The sequence below is a fragment of the Oceanimonas aquatica genome (assembly GCF_030732065.1).
GTDB lineage: Bacteria > Pseudomonadota > Gammaproteobacteria > Enterobacterales > Aeromonadaceae > Oceanimonas.
Genome location: NZ_JAVBHX010000006.1, coordinates 147,225 through 164,120 on the forward strand (window position 1 = coordinate 147,225; position 16,896 = coordinate 164,120).

16 protein-coding genes and 6 tRNA genes are annotated in these 16,896 nt (G+C 61.4%); 8 read left to right on the top strand and 14 right to left on the bottom strand.

Going from position 1 to position 16,896, the window contains the following annotated elements; translation table 11 throughout:
- The first annotated feature begins 40 nt into the window (after window positions 1-40).
- Window positions 41-1,210, top strand: a complete 1,170-nt coding sequence (locus Q9290_RS10315) for an FAD-dependent monooxygenase (protein ID WP_306079570.1) — start codon at window positions 41-43, stop codon at window positions 1,208-1,210.
- A gap of 170 nt (window positions 1,211-1,380) precedes the next feature.
- Here Q9290_RS10315 and Q9290_RS10320 read toward each other — a convergent pair.
- The 8 genes from Q9290_RS10320 to pth all read right to left on the bottom strand — a co-directional run bounded on the left by Q9290_RS10320 (window position 1,381) and on the right by pth (window position 3,976).
- Window positions 1,381-1,455, bottom strand: a tRNA-Gln gene (locus Q9290_RS10320).
- Window positions 1,456-1,464: 9 nt separating this feature from the next.
- Window positions 1,465-1,549 (bottom strand) — tRNA-Leu (locus Q9290_RS10325).
- Window positions 1,550-1,556: 7 nt separating this feature from the next.
- Window positions 1,557-1,633 (bottom strand) — tRNA-Met (locus Q9290_RS10330).
- 134 nt (window positions 1,634-1,767) lie between these two features.
- Window positions 1,768-1,842 (bottom strand) — tRNA-Gln (locus Q9290_RS10335).
- 46 nt (window positions 1,843-1,888) lie between these two features.
- Window positions 1,889-1,963: transfer RNA gene (locus Q9290_RS10340), tRNA-Gln, on the bottom strand.
- Window positions 1,964-1,967: 4 nt separating this feature from the next.
- Window positions 1,968-2,044 (bottom strand) — tRNA-Met (locus Q9290_RS10345).
- 228 nt (window positions 2,045-2,272) lie between these two features.
- Window positions 2,273-3,364, bottom strand: a complete 1,092-nt coding sequence (gene ychF, locus Q9290_RS10350; protein WP_306079571.1) for a redox-regulated ATPase YchF — start codon at window positions 3,362-3,364, stop codon at window positions 2,273-2,275.
- A 15-nt stretch (window positions 3,365-3,379) separates the two neighbouring features.
- Window positions 3,380-3,976 carry an aminoacyl-tRNA hydrolase gene (pth, locus tag Q9290_RS10355; RefSeq protein ID WP_306079572.1) on the bottom strand — a complete coding sequence of 199 codons (597 nt, stop codon included), beginning with the start codon at window positions 3,974-3,976 and terminating at the stop codon, window positions 3,380-3,382.
- Window positions 3,977-4,178: 202 nt separating this feature from the next.
- Between pth and Q9290_RS10360 the strand changes: the two genes are divergently transcribed.
- Entirely contained in the window at window positions 4,179-4,907 is a 729-nt protein-coding gene (locus Q9290_RS10360; protein ID WP_306079573.1) for a TSUP family transporter, read from the top strand.
- A gap of 120 nt (window positions 4,908-5,027) precedes the next feature.
- Here the strand turns inward: Q9290_RS10360 and Q9290_RS10365 are convergent, their stop codons facing one another.
- From Q9290_RS10365 to lolB, 3 genes are all read right to left on the bottom strand, one after another.
- The gene (locus Q9290_RS10365; RefSeq protein WP_306079574.1) at window positions 5,028-5,975 is read right to left on the bottom strand and encodes a ribose-phosphate pyrophosphokinase; all 948 of its coding nucleotides are present in this window, start codon (window positions 5,973-5,975) and stop codon (window positions 5,028-5,030) included.
- A 283-nt stretch (window positions 5,976-6,258) separates the two neighbouring features.
- On the bottom strand, window positions 6,259-7,089 hold the full coding sequence (gene ispE, locus Q9290_RS10370) for a 4-(cytidine 5'-diphospho)-2-C-methyl-D-erythritol kinase (RefSeq protein ID WP_306079576.1): 831 nt from the start codon (window positions 7,087-7,089) through the stop codon (window positions 6,259-6,261).
- Window positions 7,086-7,664: a lipoprotein insertase outer membrane protein LolB gene (gene lolB / locus Q9290_RS10375; protein ID WP_306079577.1), complete on the bottom strand. Its 579-nt coding sequence runs from the start codon at window positions 7,662-7,664 to the stop codon at window positions 7,086-7,088. The genes ispE and lolB overlap by 4 nt, the downstream gene beginning before the upstream one ends.
- Window positions 7,665-7,789: 125 nt before the next feature.
- Between lolB and hemA the strand changes: the two genes are divergently transcribed.
- Genes hemA through kdsA form a run of 5 tightly spaced genes read left to right on the top strand, consistent with a single transcriptional unit; the run spans window position 7,790 to window position 12,655 of the window.
- Window positions 7,790-9,049 carry a glutamyl-tRNA reductase gene (hemA, locus tag Q9290_RS10380; protein WP_306079578.1) on the top strand — a complete coding sequence of 420 codons (1,260 nt, stop codon included), beginning with the start codon at window positions 7,790-7,792 and terminating at the stop codon, window positions 9,047-9,049.
- A gap of 24 nt (window positions 9,050-9,073) precedes the next feature.
- Window positions 9,074-10,159, top strand: a complete 1,086-nt coding sequence (gene prfA / locus Q9290_RS10385) for a peptide chain release factor 1 (RefSeq protein WP_306079579.1) — start codon at window positions 9,074-9,076, stop codon at window positions 10,157-10,159.
- A complete protein-coding gene (gene prmC / locus Q9290_RS10390; RefSeq protein WP_306079580.1) occupies window positions 10,159-11,001 on the top strand; it encodes a peptide chain release factor N(5)-glutamine methyltransferase in 843 nt (280 codons plus the stop codon). The genes prfA and prmC overlap by 1 nt, the downstream gene beginning before the upstream one ends.
- Window positions 10,994-11,800 carry a SirB1 family protein gene (locus Q9290_RS10395; RefSeq protein ID WP_306079581.1) on the top strand — a complete coding sequence of 269 codons (807 nt, stop codon included), beginning with the start codon at window positions 10,994-10,996 and terminating at the stop codon, window positions 11,798-11,800. The genes prmC and Q9290_RS10395 overlap by 8 nt, the downstream gene beginning before the upstream one ends.
- Before the next feature lie 9 nt (window positions 11,801-11,809).
- Window positions 11,810-12,655, top strand: a complete 846-nt coding sequence (kdsA, locus tag Q9290_RS10400; protein WP_306079582.1) for a 3-deoxy-8-phosphooctulonate synthase — start codon at window positions 11,810-11,812, stop codon at window positions 12,653-12,655.
- 108 nt (window positions 12,656-12,763) lie between these two features.
- On the opposite strand, the gene Q9290_RS10405 is transcribed toward kdsA, so the two are convergent.
- Window positions 12,764-13,564 (bottom strand): slipin family protein, encoded by an 801-nt coding sequence (locus Q9290_RS10405; protein WP_306079583.1) that lies wholly within the window; start codon window positions 13,562-13,564, stop codon window positions 12,764-12,766.
- The gene (locus Q9290_RS10410) at window positions 13,561-14,910 is read right to left on the bottom strand and encodes an NfeD family protein (RefSeq protein ID WP_306079584.1); all 1,350 of its coding nucleotides are present in this window, start codon (window positions 14,908-14,910) and stop codon (window positions 13,561-13,563) included. The genes Q9290_RS10405 and Q9290_RS10410 overlap by 4 nt, the downstream gene beginning before the upstream one ends.
- Before the next feature lie 130 nt (window positions 14,911-15,040).
- Between Q9290_RS10410 and Q9290_RS10415 the strand changes: the two genes are divergently transcribed.
- Window positions 15,041-15,475: a GNAT family N-acetyltransferase gene (locus Q9290_RS10415; protein WP_306079585.1), complete on the top strand. Its 435-nt coding sequence runs from the start codon at window positions 15,041-15,043 to the stop codon at window positions 15,473-15,475.
- On the opposite strand, the gene Q9290_RS10420 is transcribed toward Q9290_RS10415, so the two are convergent.
- Window positions 15,472-16,896, bottom strand: a complete 1,425-nt coding sequence (locus Q9290_RS10420) for a vWA domain-containing protein (RefSeq protein WP_306079586.1) — start codon at window positions 16,894-16,896, stop codon at window positions 15,472-15,474. The two genes, Q9290_RS10415 and Q9290_RS10420, sit on opposite strands and share 4 nt — an antisense overlap.

Genomic DNA, 16,896 nt, shown 5'->3' on the forward strand with positions numbered 1-16,896 from the left:
GAATTGGGGTAGAATGGCCGAAAAATCCGGAGGTTGAACAATGCAAGAGTGTGATATCGCCATTATCGGCGGTGGCATGGTAGGTGCCCTGGCTGCGGCCCTGCTGGCGCCTGCCGGGCTGACCATTCGCGTGCTGGAAAGCCGGCAGCCAACGGCGTTTTCACCCAGCGAGCCCCATGATCTGCGCATTTCCTCGATCAGCGCCGCCTCGGTGCGGTTGCTGCAGCAGGCCGGCGCCTGGGATGCCATTATCACCATGCGCGCCTGGCCCTATCAACGGCTGGAAGCCAGCGAATGGCAAGGCTTTGCCACTCACTTCAGTGCCGAAGAGCTGGATTGCGAGCACCTGGGCTACATGCTGGAAAACCGGGTGATTCAGCTCGGCCTGTGGCAGGCGCTGGAGCAGTGGCATAACGTCACCCTCGACTGCCCTCGAACGCTGGATACGGTTGAGCAAAATCCCGAAGGTGCGTTGCTGACACTCGGGGATGGCACTCGGTTGCAGGCGCGGCTGGTGCTGGCCTGTGACGGGGCCGAATCCCGCGTGCGGCAACTGGCCGGCATTGGCGTCACCGCCTGGGATTATGCCCAGCAGTGCATGCTGATAAGTGTCGAAGGCGAGCAACTGGAGCAGAACATTACCTGGCAGCAATTTTGCTCCTCCGGCCCCCGGGCGCTGCTGCCCCTGGGGCATGGTAAAGCCTCGCTGGTGTGGTATGACAGCAAGGCGCGTATTGAACAACTGGCGGCCATGAACAACGAGGCCCTGGCGCGTGAGGTGGCGGCGCATTTTCCACCCCGGCTCGGGCCGGTGACCGTGTTCGACAAGGGCCACTTTCCCCTGCGCCGGCGCCACGCCAACCAGTATGTAAAGGGAAGCGTGGTACTGCTGGGGGATGCCGCCCACACCATCAACCCGCTGGCGGGGCAGGGGGTGAACCTCGGCTTCAAGGACGTGGCGATGCTGAGCGAACTTATCCATCAGGCGATAGAGCGAGGCGAGGACTTTACCGCTTCTGAATTGCTGAAGCGCTTTGAATGCCGCCGCCGTCCCGACAATCTGCTGATGCAGGGGGCCATGGATGTATTTTACCAGGCCTTCAGCAACGAATTGCCGCCGCTCAGGCTGCTGCGCAATCTGGGGCTCAAGGCCGCCGAGCACAGCGGACCGCTGAAAAAGCGGGTAATGCAATACGCCATGGGGTTGTAACTGCGGGGAAGCAGGGAGTGGGGAATAGGGACTGGTTCGATTCCCTAATCCCAGAAAGCAAAAAACCAGCCGAAGGCTGGTTTTTTGTAGATGGCTGGAGTACCAGGGTTCGAATCTGGGCACTGATGCCGAGATAAAAAAACCGGCTCAGAGGCCGGCTTTTCGATATATGGCTGGGGTACCAGGATTCGAACCTGGGAATGGCGAGATCAAAACCCGCTGCCTTACCGCTTGGCGATACCCCAATTTTTTAATGGTGCGGGAGGCGAGACTTGAACTCGCACACCTTGCGGCGCCAGAACCTAAATCTGGTGCGTCTACCAATTTCGCCACTCCCGCTAAAGAGTGGTGGCTATGGCGGGATTCGAACCTGCGACCCCATCATTATGAGTGATGTGCTCTAACCAACTGAGCTACATAGCCACATAAAGCATTGAGTCGCCTCAATGTTCCGGCACGTTTGGCACGCGTCGTATTAAAATGGCTGAAGTTGCAGTTCGTACCTGGGCATGAATGCCGAGATCAAAACCCGCGTTGTCTTCAACATTTCTTTAAAATGGCTGGGGTACCAGGATTCGAACCTGGGAATGGCGAGATCAAAACCCGCTGCCTTACCGCTTGGCGATACCCCAACAGTGATGGGCGACATTTATAACATATTGTCAGCCATCTTGAAAATGGCTGGGGTACCAGGATTCGAACCTGGGAATGGCGAGATCAAAACCCGCTGCCTTACCGCTTGGCGATACCCCAGCAATGGTGGCTATGGCGGGATTCGAACCTGCGACCCCATCATTATGAGTGATGTGCTCTAACCAACTGAGCTACATAGCCACTGCTTGTTGATGACCTTCCGTCACCGAACGGGGCGCATTATGCGTATCCGGGCCGACAGCGTCAACCGTTTTTCCGTAAAAAATTGGCCCGGCGCTGCCGGTTGGCCATAAAACCGGCATGGTGATGAAGGGGTGGTCAGCGAGGTCGGTTTTTTGTGCAAAAACAACAGTCGATACAAAAAAGGCCGGGCGTATGCCCGGCCTTTCAAAGGAACTATCGTCAGCGTCAGACGTTGAACAGGAAGTTCATGACATCGCCGTCTTTCACGATGTAGTCCTTGCCTTCGGAGCGCATCTTGCCGGCTTCCTTGGCGCCTTGCTCACCCTTGTAGGTGATGTAGTCGTCATAACCGATGGTCTGGGCACGAATAAAGCCCTTCTCAAAGTCGGTGTGAATTTTGCCAGCGGCCTGAGGGGCGGTGGCGCCCACGGGGATGGTCCAGGCGCGTACTTCCTTCACCCCGGCGGTGAAGTAGGTCTGCAGGTTGAGCAGCTCGTAACCGGCGCGGATCACCCGGTTCAGGCCCGGCTCTTCCAGACCCATGTCGTCCATGAACTCGGCGGCTTCTTCCGCATCCAGCTCGGCAATTTCCGACTCCATGGCGGCACACACCGGCACCACGATGGCGTTTTCGGCGGCGGCAATGGCTTCCACCTCGGCCAGGTAGGGGTTGTCCTCAAAGCCGTCTTCATTGACGTTGGCAATGTACATGGTCGGCTTGATGGTGAGGAAGTTCAGGTAGTCGATGGCGGCCTTTTCTTCCTTGGTCAGCTCAACGCTGCGCAGCACCTTGGCTTCTTCCAGCACCGGCAAGAGCTTTTCCAGTACGGTAATTTCGAACTTGGCGTCCTTGTCACCGCCCTTGGCCTTTTTGGCATTGCGGGTAATGGCGCGCTCGCAGGTGTCCAGATCCGAAAGGGCCAGCTCGGTGTTGATCACCTCGATGTCATCTTTCGGTGAGACCTGGCCGGCCACGTGCACGATATTGTCGTTCTCAAAGCAGCGCACCACATGGCCGATGGCGTCGGTTTCGCGAATGTTGGCCAGGAACTTGTTACCCAGGCCTTCGCCCTTGGAGGCTCCGGCGACCAGGCCGGCAATGTCCACAAATTCCATGGTGGTGGGCAGCACCCGCTGGGGGGTGACGATCTCGGCCAGGGCGTCGAGACGCTTGTCCGGCACCGGCACCACGCCGGTGTTCGGCTCAATGGTGCAGAAAGGGAAGTTGGCGGCTTCGATGCCGGCCTTGGTCAGTGCGTTGAACAGGGTGGATTTGCCCACGTTGGGCAGACCCACAATACCGCATTTAAAACCCATGATGGTGTCCTGAAATTACTTGGTGGAATCGGCGTTGAAGGCATGCAGGCGGTTCATCGCCTTGACCATGCCGTCACTGAATAAAATATCGGTGGCGCGGGCGGCTTCGTCCACGGTGGCGTCGAGCAGGGTTTGCTCGGCGGCCGGCGCCTTGGTCAGCACAAAACCGGCCACCCGGGACTTGTCACCCGGGTGACCGATACCGAGCCGCAGCCGGTAAAAGTTCTTGTTGTTGCCCAGGCTGCTGATGATGTCACGCAGGCCGTTGTGGCCGCCATGGCCACCGCCCTGTTTGAAGCGGGCGGTGCCCGGCGGCAGATCCAGCTCGTCATGGGCCACCAGAATCGACTCGGGCGGGATCTGGTAAAAATTGGCCAGGGCCGCCACCGCCTTGCCCGAGCGGTTCATAAAGGTGGCCGGGATCAGCAGACGCACATCGCGGCCGCCAATGCGTACGCGGCCGGTCCAGCCGAAGAACTTGCCTTCTTCCTTGAGCTGGGCGCCGTGCATGCGGGCCAGTTCGGCCAGATACCAGGCGCCGGCGTTATGCCGGGTGTGGGCGTATTCCGGGCCGGGGTTAGCCAGCCCGACAATGAGTTCGATAGGTTGCATAGCAGAATCGGCCGTTAAAATGACGCCATATTCTAATGAAGCGCGGCGATAATGGCCACCTCAAGGGCCGGATTTGGCATTCTGTTCGCCCAGCGTCGATTTCAAATGAATTGTTTACAATCTGTGCTATTATTGTGCATTCAAAAGCGGACCCTTCTGCTTTACCTTGCTTTTCTGCACACGATATTTCACGGAAACCACCATGTTTGAACTGTTGGGTTGGTCCCTGCTGGCCGGCGTGGTCAACGCGCTTGCCGGTGGCGGTCTGTTCTTTACCCTGCCGGCGCTGCTGGGCGCCGGCATTCCCAGCACCGGGGCCGTGGCCACCGCCAGTGTGGCGTCCTGGCCCGGTTATGTGAGCGCCTTCTGGGGCATGCGCAAGCGCCTGCGGGGTGGGCCCTTGCTGGGTCTGACCGTGACTGGTCTGGCCGGTGGCGGTCTGGGCGCCTTTGCCCTGACCCGGTTTCACGCCGACAACTTCAACTACCTGGTGCCCTGGCTGTTGCTTGGTGTCAGCCTGCTGTATGGCCGCCAGCTGCTGAGCAGCCAGGGCTTTGAAGGCCCCCTTGCCATGAAGCCCAAAGCCTGGCCGGTACTCTTGAGTGGCAGTTTTTACGGCGGCTTTTTTGGTGGTGGCCTTGGCGTGCTGCTGATGGCGCTGACCGGTCAGCTGCGCATGGGCTCCAGCCTGCAGCAGCATGCGATCAAGCTGTATCTGTCGATGCTGGCGAGTGGCGCCACCATTGTGGTGTATTCCCTGTCGGGGCTGGTGTACTGGCACCAGGCCCTGCTGCTGGCGCTGGGCTATCTGCTTGGCGGCAAGCTGGGCGCACGGGTGCTGGAATGGATTAAGCCCAAACTGCTGGCCTGGGGCATCGTCGCCTTTGGTGTGGTGTTGAGCGGATATTATTTTATGCGCTTCTACGGATGATGTGAGGAGTGAGGAGACAGGGGCGAGGTGATTTACTCCTCCCCTCTCACGTTTACCCCTCACCTTCCATCGCCCACAAAAAAGCCCGCTTGCGCGGGCTTTTTGCTTCATGTTGCGAACTTAGTGTTCGAACATGGCGGAGATGGATTCTTCGTTGCTGATGCGACGAATGGCCTCGGCCAGCATGGGGGACAGGGTCAGCTGCTTGACGTTGTCCAGCGCCTGAATTTCCGGGCTCAGGGGCACGGAGTCGGTGATGATGACTTCATCGATCACGGAGTCGCGAATGTTTTCAACGGCCTTGCCGGAGAACACGGCGTGGGTGGCGTAGGCAAATACGCGCTTGGCACCGCGCTCTTTCAGGGCTTCGGCGGCCTTGCACAGGGTGCCGCCGGTATCGATCATGTCGTCGACGATCACGCAGTCACGGCCTTCCACGTCACCGATCAGGTGCATTACCTGAGAGACGTTGGCGCGGGGGCGACGCTTGTCGATGATGGCAATGTCGGTTTCGTCCAGCAGCTTGGCCACGGCACGGGCACGCACCACGCCACCGATGTCGGGAGAGACTACCACGGCGTCCTGCAGACCCTTGGCCTTCATGTCTTCCAGCAGTACCGGAGTACCGAACACATTGTCTACCGGCACGTCAAAGAAGCCCTGAATCTGCTCGGCGTGCAGATCCACGGTCAGTACCCGATCCACGCCCACGCTGGACAGGAAGTCGGCCACCACCTTGGCGGTGATCGGCACCCGGGCGGAGCGCACGCGGCGATCCTGACGAGCGTAACCGAAGTAGGGAATGACAGCGGTAATGCGACCGGCAGAAGCACGACGCAGGGCGTCGACCATGACGATCAGTTCCATCAGGTTGTCGTTGGTGGGCGCACAGGTGGACTGGATGATGAAGACATCGCCGCCGCGTACATTTTCGTTGATTTGCACGCTGATTTCGCCGTCGCTGAAACGGCCGACATCGGCAGCGCTCAGTTTGATGAAAAGACGATCGGCGATACGTTGGGCGAGTTCCGGCGTTGCATTACCAGCAAACAGCTTCATGTCGGGCACGGTTTAAAACCTCGGGGTTGCTTCGTGGGTGGCGAGACTGGACGGGGCCGTGAACCCGTGTCACGAAAATCGTTTTCGCTATCCAGCCCGTTTTCGAAATTATTCTGGTTCGGTGCGCCAGTCAGGGGGGTTGAGTGAGAGCACTCAACGGTGAGTCGGCCAAGGCCGTGACTTCCTGCCGGCGACCGCCGGCAGCGAACTGACCCTTGGGATAAGGGAGAAAACGAGCCCACCCCGTTTTCATGCCATCGCTGCCTGGTCTGTCTTGCTCAATAACGGGTGCTTACAGGGCGTCCAGTGCCGTCAGCAGCGGCGATTGGTTGCAGCCTCTGGCAACAAAACCGAAGGTGCCATCCGGCGCTTTTTTCAGCGTGTTTTCAGCCGCCTCGCGGCTGTCAAAGGTGCCGAAAATACAGGCGCCGGTGCCCGTCATTCGTGACGGCGCATATTCTAGCAACCAGCTCAGAAGTTTGGCAACCTCGGGGTGTCGCTTTTTGACCAGCGCCTCGCAGTCGTTTTGCCAGGGTAAAGACAGGCGTTGTTCAAGGCTTAACACCGGGCTGTTACGGGGCAGATCCGGGTCGGTAAAGATGGCCGCCGTGGCCACTTCCACGCCCGGATTCAGCACCAGATACCAGGGTTCAGGCGGCGCCGCATCGGTGAAAATATCGCCCACGCCCTCGGCAAAGGCGGCGCGGCCATGCACAAATACCGGCACATCGGCCCCCAGCTGCAGGCCCAGGGTTGCCAGCTCGTCGGCGGGCACATTCAGCTGCCAGAGCCGGTTCAGTCCCACCAGGGCAGTGGCGGCATCGCTGGAGCCGCCGCCCAGGCCGCCGCCCATGGGCAGGCGCTTGGTGAGCCGAATGCGCGCGCCCCGAGTGCAGCCGGTGTGGCTTTGCAGCAGTCGCGCCGCCTTGATGATGAGGTTGTTGTCGGTGGCCACGCCGGGCAGAGCCGGAGACAGGGTGAGCTCATCGGCTTCTTCAAAACTCAGCTCGTCGCCAAAGTCCACAAACTGAAACAGGGTCTGCAGATCGTGGTAGCCGTTATCGCGGCGGCCAGTAATGTACAGAAACAGATTGAGCTTGGCGGGGGCGGGCAGGCGTATCACGGCATCAGCTCCCACCGGCTCACGGCCAGTTTCAGGGTGGTGGTGTCGTGGCTCAGCTCCAGCCGGCTGGGCAGCCAGAGCTCGCCGATCTGGGTATAGCCCAGGTAGCGGAGCTGCCAGCCGTGGGCCAGCACCCGGGCCGGGCGGCCGTCTTCGTCAAAGCTGACGGTGGCGGCGTCACCGGGCAGGCCCTTGATCCAGTCGGCCAGCTGCTCCACCGGCAGATCCCAGCCGGTGAGGGCATACACCAGGTCGCGGGCGTTGGTGGCGGTGTGGCGCTGGCCTTCACTGTCGATGAGTTCAATGCGACCGTTGCGACGGCTGAGATCAAATACCCGCTTGCCCACCACATTGGTGAGGTTCAGGCGGTAGTCATCACTGTTCTGGCGCCAGAACAGGCTCAGGCTGCCGCGCTCATCGGGGGTGATGATGCCGAGCCTGGCGGCCAGCTGCCAGTCATCCAGCTCGGCCAGCTGTTGCTTCTGGGCTTGCCAGGAGCCGGCCGGTGCCTCTTCGGCCCGGTAGGCACAGCCCGTAACCAGCAACATCCCAAGGCAGATCAATACAGTACGCACGGCGACTTCTCCGCTTTTAAAAGAGGCGGCCAGTATAAGGGCAAGGCCGGTGCCTTTTAAAGATTTGGCCTTTCTCGTACAATAGCCGGCTACACAAAGAACGATGTGAGCCGCACCAAATCCTCATGAGCCTGCTGGTACTGGGAATCAATCATAAGACAGCGTCCGTCGCCCTGCGCGAGCGGGTGGCGTTTGGCCCTGATCTTGCCCCCCGGGCACTGCAGGAGCTGATGAACACGCAGGGCGTGGCGGAAAGCGTGATCCTCTCCACCTGTAACCGCACCGAGCTGTATTGCAGCCTGAATGACGACGGCGACAGTGATGTGGTGCGCCACTGGTTGCAGCAGTTCCACCAGCTGGACGAAGACGAGCTCACCGCCTGCCTGTATCAGCATCAGGGCGAAGAGGCCATTCGTCACCTGATGCGGGTGGCCTGCGGCCTCGACTCCCTGGTGCTGGGTGAACCGCAGATACTGGGCCAGATCAAGCAGGCCTACAGTCAGTCGCACCAGTCCGGCACCCTCAAGGGATTGCTGGAGCGGCTGTTTCAGAAGTCGTTTTCCGTGGCCAAACGGGTGCGCACCGAAACCGATATCGGCGCCAGTGCCGTGTCCGTGGCCTTTGCCGCAGTTAGCCTGGCCAAGCGCATTTTCTCGGATCTGGGCCGCACCAAGGTGCTGCTGGTGGGCGCCGGCGAAACCGTCGAGCTGGTGGCGCGCCACCTTAAAGAGCAGTCGGTCACGCGCATGATGGTGGCCAACCGTACCCTGGAGCGGGCCCAGAACCTGGCGCAGGAATTTGAGGCCGAGGTGATGACCCTGGAGCAGATACCCGACTTTCTGCCTCAGGCCGACATTGTCATCAGCTCCACCGCCAGTCCATTGCCCATCATCGGCAAGGGCATGGTGGAGCGGGCGCTCAAGGCCCGCCGGCACAAGCCCATTCTGCTGGTGGATATCGCCGTTCCCCGGGACATCGAGCCCGAGGTGGACGAACTTAACGACGCCTATCTCTATACCGTGGATGATCTGCAGGGCATCATCGAGCAGAACCTGGAAGCCCGCAAACGGGCCGCCGCCCAGGCCGAGCGCATCATCATGGAAGAGCGGGATCAGTTTATGGCCTGGTACCGCTCGTTGCGCTCGGTGGACATGATTCGCGACTACCGGGCCCAGGCCGAAAGCGTGCGCGAGCAGGAGCTGGCCCGGGCGCTGCAGGCCCTGGCTCAGGGCGACGACGCCACCCAGGTGATGCAGCAGCTGACCCGGCGGCTGACCAACAAGCTTATTCATACCCCCACCCAGGCCCTGAGCCAGGCCGGCAAGGACGGCGATCAGGACATGCTGGCGGTGCTGTCCCGCACCCTGGGCATCGGCCGGCCCTGAGCCGGCATAACGGCGAGACCCTCGATGAACGAATCCGTACTGAAGAAACTGGAAGGCCTGGAAGAACGCTACCAGGAAGTGCAGGCGCTGCTGGGCGAGGCAACGGTTATCAACAACCAGGAGCAATACCGGGCCCTGACCCGGGAATATGCCCAGCTGGAAGACGTAGTGGCCTGTTTTCAGCGCTACCGCCAGGCCGAGCAAGACCTGGCCGAAGCCCGGGAAATGCTGGCCGAAGACGATGCCGAGCTCAAAGCCATGGCCCGGGAAGAGATCGACGCCGCCGAGGCCGCCATCGAGACCCTGAGCCAGGAACTGCAGATTTTACTGCTGCCCAAAGACCCGCGAGACGACAACAACTGTTTTCTGGAAATTCGTGCCGGTGCCGGCGGCGACGAGGCCGCCATCTTTGCCGGTGATTTGTTTCGCATGTACAGCCGCTATGCCGAGACCCAGCGCTGGCGGGTGGAAATCGTCAGCGCCAGCGAGGGCGAGCACGGCGGCTTCAAGGAAATCATCGCCCGCATCGAAGGGGCCGGCGTCTATGGCCAGCTCAAGTTCGAGTCCGGCGGCCACCGGGTACAGCGGGTGCCCGAGACCGAATCCCAGGGTCGCATTCATACCTCCGCCTGCACGGTGGCGGTGATGCCCGAGATCCCCGAGGCCGAGGCCCCGGAGATCAACCCGGCGGATCTGAAGGTGGACACCTTTCGCGCTTCCGGTGCCGGTGGTCAGCACGTCAACAAGACCGACTCGGCCATTCGCATTACTCATCTGCCCACCGGCATGGTGGTGGAATGCCAGGACGAGCGCTCCCAGCACAAGAACCGGGCCAAGGCCATGGCGGTGCTGGCCTCGCGCCTGGCTCAGGCCGAGCAGGACAAGCGCCATGCCGAAGAGCAGAGCGAGCGGCGCAACCTGCTGGGCAGCGGCGATCGCTCCGATCGCATTCGCACCTACAACTACCCGCAAGGGCGAGTATCGGATCACCGCATCAACCTCACCCTGTACCGGCTGAGCGAAGTGCTGGAAGGCCAGCTTGAGATGTTGACCCAGCCCATTTTGCAGGAGCACCAGGCCGACCTGCTCGCCGCCCTGGCGGGACAGTAATGCTTCTGAGTGAACTGCGCGCAGAGCTGCGCGAACAGCTGGCCGGGGGCGAGTCGCCGGCCCTGGATGCCGACGTGTTGCTGTGCCACGTGCTGAACAAGCCGCGCAGCTTTTTGCTGGCCTGGCCCGAGTACGAGGTGCCTGCGCAACAGCAGGACACGCTTTCGCAACTGGTGGCCCGCCGCCAGGCCGGCGAGCCGGTGGCTCATCTTACCGGCCAGCGAGAGTTCTGGTCGCTGATGCTGGAAGTATCCCCCGATACCCTGATCCCGAGGCCCGATACCGAGGTGCTGGTCGAAGCTGCGCTGGCGCGTCTGCCCGAGGGACCAGCGCGAGTGGTGGATCTTGGTACCGGCACCGGCGCCATTGCGCTGTCGCTGAAAAGCGAACGTCCCCTCGATACCGTGCTGGCGGTGGAATTCAATCTGCAAGCCGCCGCCCTGGCCCGGCGCAATGCCGCGCGCCTGGGGCTTGAGGTGGAGGTGCGGGAAGGTAGCTGGCTGGCGCCCCTGACCGGGCTCACCTTTGACATGATCGTGTCCAACCCGCCTTATATCGACGCGACCGATCCGCACTTGGCGCAAGGCGATGTGCGCTTCGAGCCGCTGTCGGCATTGGTGGCTGAGGATCAGGGCCTCGCCGATATTCGCCATATTGCCAGCCGAGCGCCGGCACACCTGGTGGCCGGCGGCTGGCTGCTGGTAGAACACGGCTGGCAGCAGAGTGAAGCTGTGCAATCCATTTTTATCGACAACGGTTTTGAACAGGTCACCACCCTGCGCGACTATGGCGGGCAGGACAGGGTGACACTGGGCCGCTGGCCCGGGAGAGAGCATGCTTGAAAGCAATATCAGTGCGCGCTGGCAGAGCGAGGAACCCCTCGATCTGATGACCCTGGCGCTGGACGTGGTGGAAAGCCTGGCGGGTCTGAAGGCCCGGGACGAGGCCGAGCGGGAACTGTTCGCCCTCGAGCGGGCCCTGGCCGAGGAGCTGGAAGGCATGGTGATGCCCCTGCACCTGCTGCCCTGCCTGTATCAGGGCCTGGGCCTTGCCGGGGACAGCGAGACCTTTTTCTCCATCGATAATTGCCTGATGAACCGGGTACTGGCGCGGCGGGAAGGCATTCCGGTGAGCCTGGGCATTTTGCTTATTCACTTGTGCCGGCGCTTTGGCGTAGAAGCCGAGGGCATCTGCTTTCCCGGTCACTTTCTGGTGCGGGTCTTCTCGGAAGAAGAGGGGGCCGTTATCGATCCCTTTACCGGCCGGCAGCTGTCCCGTAATGAAATCGAGCAGTTGCTGCGGGGCGCGCAGGGCAATCTGGCCCGGCTGACGCCGCAGCATCTCAAGGGCGCCGATGATGCGGACATCCTGGCGCGGCTGCTGAACGTGACCAAGGCGGCCTTTATCAACGACCAGCAGTTTGGCAAGGCGCTGGCCTGCAGCGAACTGCTGCTGCGGCTCAAGCCCGACTGCCCCTTTGAACGGCGGGACAGGGGCTTTTTGTATGAGCAGCTGGACTGCGGACAACTGGCCGCCGACGACTTTGAATTCTTTATTGAGCACTGCCCGGACGATCCCATCGCCGACGTGCTGAAAGCCCAGATAGCGGGCCTCGATCTGAGCCCCAAAATCCTCCACTAAGGAGCCGAGATGAAAACCGTACATATCAATGACATTGCGGTCGCCAACGACCAGCCCATGGTGCTGTTTGGCGGCATTAATGTATTGGAATCCCGGGATCTGGCCATGCAGGCCTGTGAGCACTATGTGAAAGTGACCGAGAAACTGGGCATTCCCTATGTGTTCAAGGCCAGCTGGGACAAGGCCAACCGCTCGTCCATTCATTCCTTTCGTGGTCCGGGCCTGGAAGAGGGCATGAAGCTGCTGCAGGAAGTGAAGGATACCTTCAAGGTACCGGTGATTACCGATCTGCACGAGCCCCACCAGGCGGCCCCGGTGGCCGAAGTGGCGGACGTGATCCAGCTGCCCGCTTTTCTGGCCCGTCAGACCGATCTGGTCAAGGCCATGGCCGACACCGGCCGGGTGATCAACATCAAGAAACCCCAGTTTCTGAGCCCTGGTCAGATGATGAACATCACCGACAAGTTCATCGAGTGTGGCAACGACCAGTTAATCCTGTGCGAGCGGGGCAGCAACTTCGGTTACGACAACCTGGTAGTGGATATGCTCGGTTTTGGGGTGATGAAAAAGGCCACCGCTGATGCGCCCATCATCTTTGATGTGACCCACGCCCTGCAGTGCCGTGATCCGCTGGGTGAGGCCTCGGGCGGCCGCCGCGAGCAGGTGCTGGATCTGGCCCGCGCCGGGCTTTCCACCGGTCTGGCCGGTCTGTTTCTGGAAGCCCACCCGAACCCGGAGCAGGCTCGCTGCGACGGCCCCAGCGCCCTGCCGCTCGACAAGCTCGAGCCTTTCCTGGCCCAGCTCAAGGCCCTGGACGAGCTGATTAAAGGCTTTGAACCCTTGAATATTCGGTAATCCTCTTCACAACCCCACCCTGACCCTCCCCTTGAAAAGGGGAGGGAATAAAGCGCGCCTTCCTTTTATGCACCTCTCCCCTGCCAAGGGGTAGGCTGTGAAGGAGACTCACGTCATTTGCGTGGGTGCTTCGGGATCTTCCGGGGGCTCGTCTGCGATCATTTTCTGCAGGATCTTGCCCAGCTCCATGGGCAGGGGGAATACCACTATTTTGCTGTTATCGCTGCTGATTTCGGTGAGGGTTTGCAGGTAACGCAGCTGAATCGCCTCCGGCTGCTGGCCCAGCATGCGGGCCGCCTCCAGCAGTTGTTTCGACGCCTCCAGCTCACCGGTGGCATGGATCACCTTGGCCCGGCGGGAGCGCTCTGCTTCGGCCTGGCGGGCAATGGCCCGGATCATGGATTCGTCCAGATCCACGTGCTTGATCTCTACCGCCGTTACCTTGATCCCCCAGCCGTCGGTACTTTGATCGAGAATGCGCTGCAGATCCGCGTTCAGGGTGTCCCGGGCCGAGAGGATCTCGTCCAGCTCGTGCTGACCGAGCACGGATCGCATGGTGGTCTGGGCCAGCTGGCTGGTAGCTTCCAGGTAATTCTCCACGTTGATGATCGCCTTTTGCGGATCCAGCACGCGAAAATACAGCACGGCGTTCACCCGCACGGTGACGTTGTCTTTGGAGATCAGATCCTGGGAGGGCACATCCATGGTCACGATCCGCAGATCCACCCGCACCATTTGCTGCACAAAGGGGATCAGAATAATAAAGCCCGGCCCCTTGACCCTGTAAAAGCGGCCCAGCAGAAACACCACGCCCCGCTCATATTCCCGCAGAATGCGGAACATGCTGGCAAACAGCATGACCACCAGAATGACGATCAGCAGCTGAAAATAAAGTAGGTCGATGATCATGCCTGTGTCTCCTTCACTGGTTCCACTTCAAGTTCAAGATCCCGTACCGCCACCACGATAACGGGACGGTTTGCGGCCACGGCGGTCTGGCTCTGGGCCTGCCAGCGCTCTCCCTGTACCAGCACGGTGCCGGCGGGATCCAGTGCGGTGAGCGTGATGCCTTGTTCGCCGATCATGGCACCGGCGCCCGACACCGGTGCCGCCCGGCGCTGTTTTACGATCATGCGTACCACCACCAGGATCAGGGTGAGGGAAAATACCGTAAAGGCGGCAATAAAGGGCCAGGCCACGCGAAAGGCCTCGTCGGGGGTGTCGAACAGCAATACCGAGCCGAGCACAAAGGCCACCAGGCCGCCGCCGCCGAGAATACCAAAACTGGGCGACAGCCCTTCCGCCACCATCAGCGCCAGCCCCAGGGCCAGCAGCCCCAGCCCCACGGTATTGAATGGCAGCATCTGCAACGACAGCATGGCCAGCAGCAGGCAGATGGCACCGATCACGCCCGACACGCCAAAGCCCGGGCTGTAAAACTCCAGCAGCAAGCCGTATACCCCCACCAGCATCAAGAGGTAGGCAATATTGGGATTGCTGATGATAATGATGAATTGCTGGCGCCAGTCGGGCTGGCGCTGTTCGGCGATGAGCCCCGCCGTAACCAGGGTAACGACACCGTCTTTAAGGGCGATTTCGCGGCCATCCAGTTGCTGCAGCAGATCGGGAATATCACTGGCCAGCAACTCGATCACGTTTTGCTCCAGCGCCTCGCTGCCGGTGAGGGTGGCGGCGTCGCGTACCGCCTGCTCGGCCCACTCCACATTGCGGCCGCGCAACTGGGCCAGGCTGCGCAGGTAGGCAATGGCGTCATTGAGGGACTTGCGCTCCATGGCGCTGCCATCCGGTGAAGGAGAGGCTTCGCCGTCATGTTCGTCCTTGTCTTGCTCGCCGGGAGACGGCGTGCCGGTGGGCATCATCTGTACCGGGGTGGCGGCACCCAGGTGGGTGCCCGGCGCCATGGCGGCCACATGGCTGGCGTAAAGAATATAGGTACCGGCGGAAGCGGCGCGGGCGCCGCCGGGAGAAACATAGACCACCACCGGCACGCTGGATTCCAGCATGGCGCTGATAATGTCGCGGGTGGCGCTGTACAGGCCACCGGGGGTGTCCATGGTCATCAGGATCAGCGCCGGGCGCTCAACCTGAGCCCGGTTGAGTTCGGTGACCAGATAATCGGAAATACCGGGACCGATGGCGCCTTTAATATCCAGTTGCCAGTAGCGTTCCTGAGCCGGTGCCATGGCGCTGAACAGTAGCAGCCACAGCCACCACCAGCCTTTTTTCCATTCCATGCGGCCTCCTTGTGTTCACTCACTGAAGCTTAGTCGCCTGCTCATTATTTAAACAGCCATAAACACGAAGGAAGCGAGCGGAGGGCCTTTGCCTTACCATAACGCCCGACATAGCGGAAAGGGTAAAAAGATGAACATCAGAACCGCAACCAGGGCCGATCTCGCGGCGGTCTACGGCCTGGAATGCGACGCCTTTGGCGAACACGGCTACCCGGACTTTTTTCTGCGCCAGGCCTGGGATCTTTGGCCGGGCTCACTGCTGGTGGCCGAGGAGAAGAGCGAACTGTTGGGTTATGTCCTGGCGGGCCGGGGCGAAGCGACTGGTGAGGGCTGGATATTGTCCCTGGCGGTGGCACCGGCGGCCCGCGGACAAGGGCTGGGACGGCAGCTGCTGCAGGCGGCGGTGAACGCACTGGAAAGCCAGGGCTGTCGAAAAATTAAATTGACGGTGTTGCCCGACAACCCGGCCCTGCAGCTTTACCGACGTCTTGGCTTTGCCGAAGCCGGTAGGGAAGAAGATTACTTCGGCCCCGGCGAGCCCCGGCTGGTGATGGTGAAAAGTTAGGCTCTGGCCGCCTGCTCCAGGCTGCGCCAGTCGCTGAACAGGTGCACGGGGTCGCACACCTTGCGCATGGCGTGCAGGGCAGTGGCGTAACCCAGTTGCAGGCCAAACAGGCGCACGCCCAGCGCCTCCTTGCCGTGCTCTACCTGATCCTGCAGTTCTCTGGACACTTCAAACTCCCCGTCGCTTACCAGCAGAATGTCGGCCTGGCGCCATTCCTGCTGTTGCAGCCGGGTCAGGGCAGCGTTCAGCGGTGTGCTCACATCGGTGCCGCCGCTGAAAGAGCCGCGCAGCATGTCGAGCAGCTCGGGCAGGGTCAGGGTCTGATTGTCGAGCACCAGCAGCTCATTGGCACCGCCAAACAGATACACCAAGCAGCCGCGCTGCTGATTTTTGGCCATGCGCAGGGCTTCCAGCACCATGGCCTTGGACACCTGTTCGGCCAGGCCGTGCATGGAGGCAGAGGTGTCCAGGCACAGAATAATGGGACCCTGCTGGGTGCCCTTGCCGTCGCCTTCGCCCTTGCCGGCCCGGGGGAGGGGCCAGTCGTTGCCCGAGTCGATGGGCATGACTCCGGCCACGGCATAGCTGAGCAGGCTTTGCTCGGCCCGGCGGGCATGCCACAGCATGTGCAATGACGGGTGTCCCAGCAGGGCCGCTTCCAGTGCCAGCATACGCGACAGATTATCGGAGCGGGTAATGCCCTGGGTTTCCATGGGAATGCCCGGTAATCGCCGTTCCCGGGGGCCGTTATCACGGGGGCTCATCATTTGCTGCAGCTGGCTTAAGGTTGCGCTTTGCTCCGGATCCGGGCGCTGCTGGCCCATGAGTTTGAGCAGGTTTTGCAGCTGGCGAATGTCCGCCACCCAGCGGGCCAGGCGCAGTAGATCGAACCAGGCCCGGTCGCGCAGGTTGCCGCTGTCCTTGTCGGTGCCGATGGCCGGTGCAATGCCGAATTCCTCGGCCACGTCATCCAGCGCCTGCCACAGACTGATGCGCTGCTGCCACTGCTCCGCCAGTTTGGCGATGGCTTTGCGCGTGTGCCGGGCCCGGGCGCGGCGCTCGGCCCGCTCGGGCGAGATGCCCTGTTGCGTTAGCAGACCGGCGGTGGCCGGCCAGGTCAGCTCCACCTGCTCCAGTACCAGCAAAATATCCTGCACGATGGCTCGGGCCACATCCGGGGTGTCCTTGCAGTACTCCAGTGCACTGGATCGCACCAGCAGCTGGCGAATACGCCGCTCTGTGCTGGTGCCGAGCCAGTCACCGGGAGAAGGCAGCCGGCCCTTGTCGAGCTCACTCAGCAGGGCCAGCACCCGGTTGGCCCGGGGCAAGAGGCTGCCCAGGGGATGGGTCACCACCAGGCTGAACAGGCTCTCGGGCAGCTCGCTTAAGGGAGCCAAACCGGCGCTTTGGGCGGGAGCCAT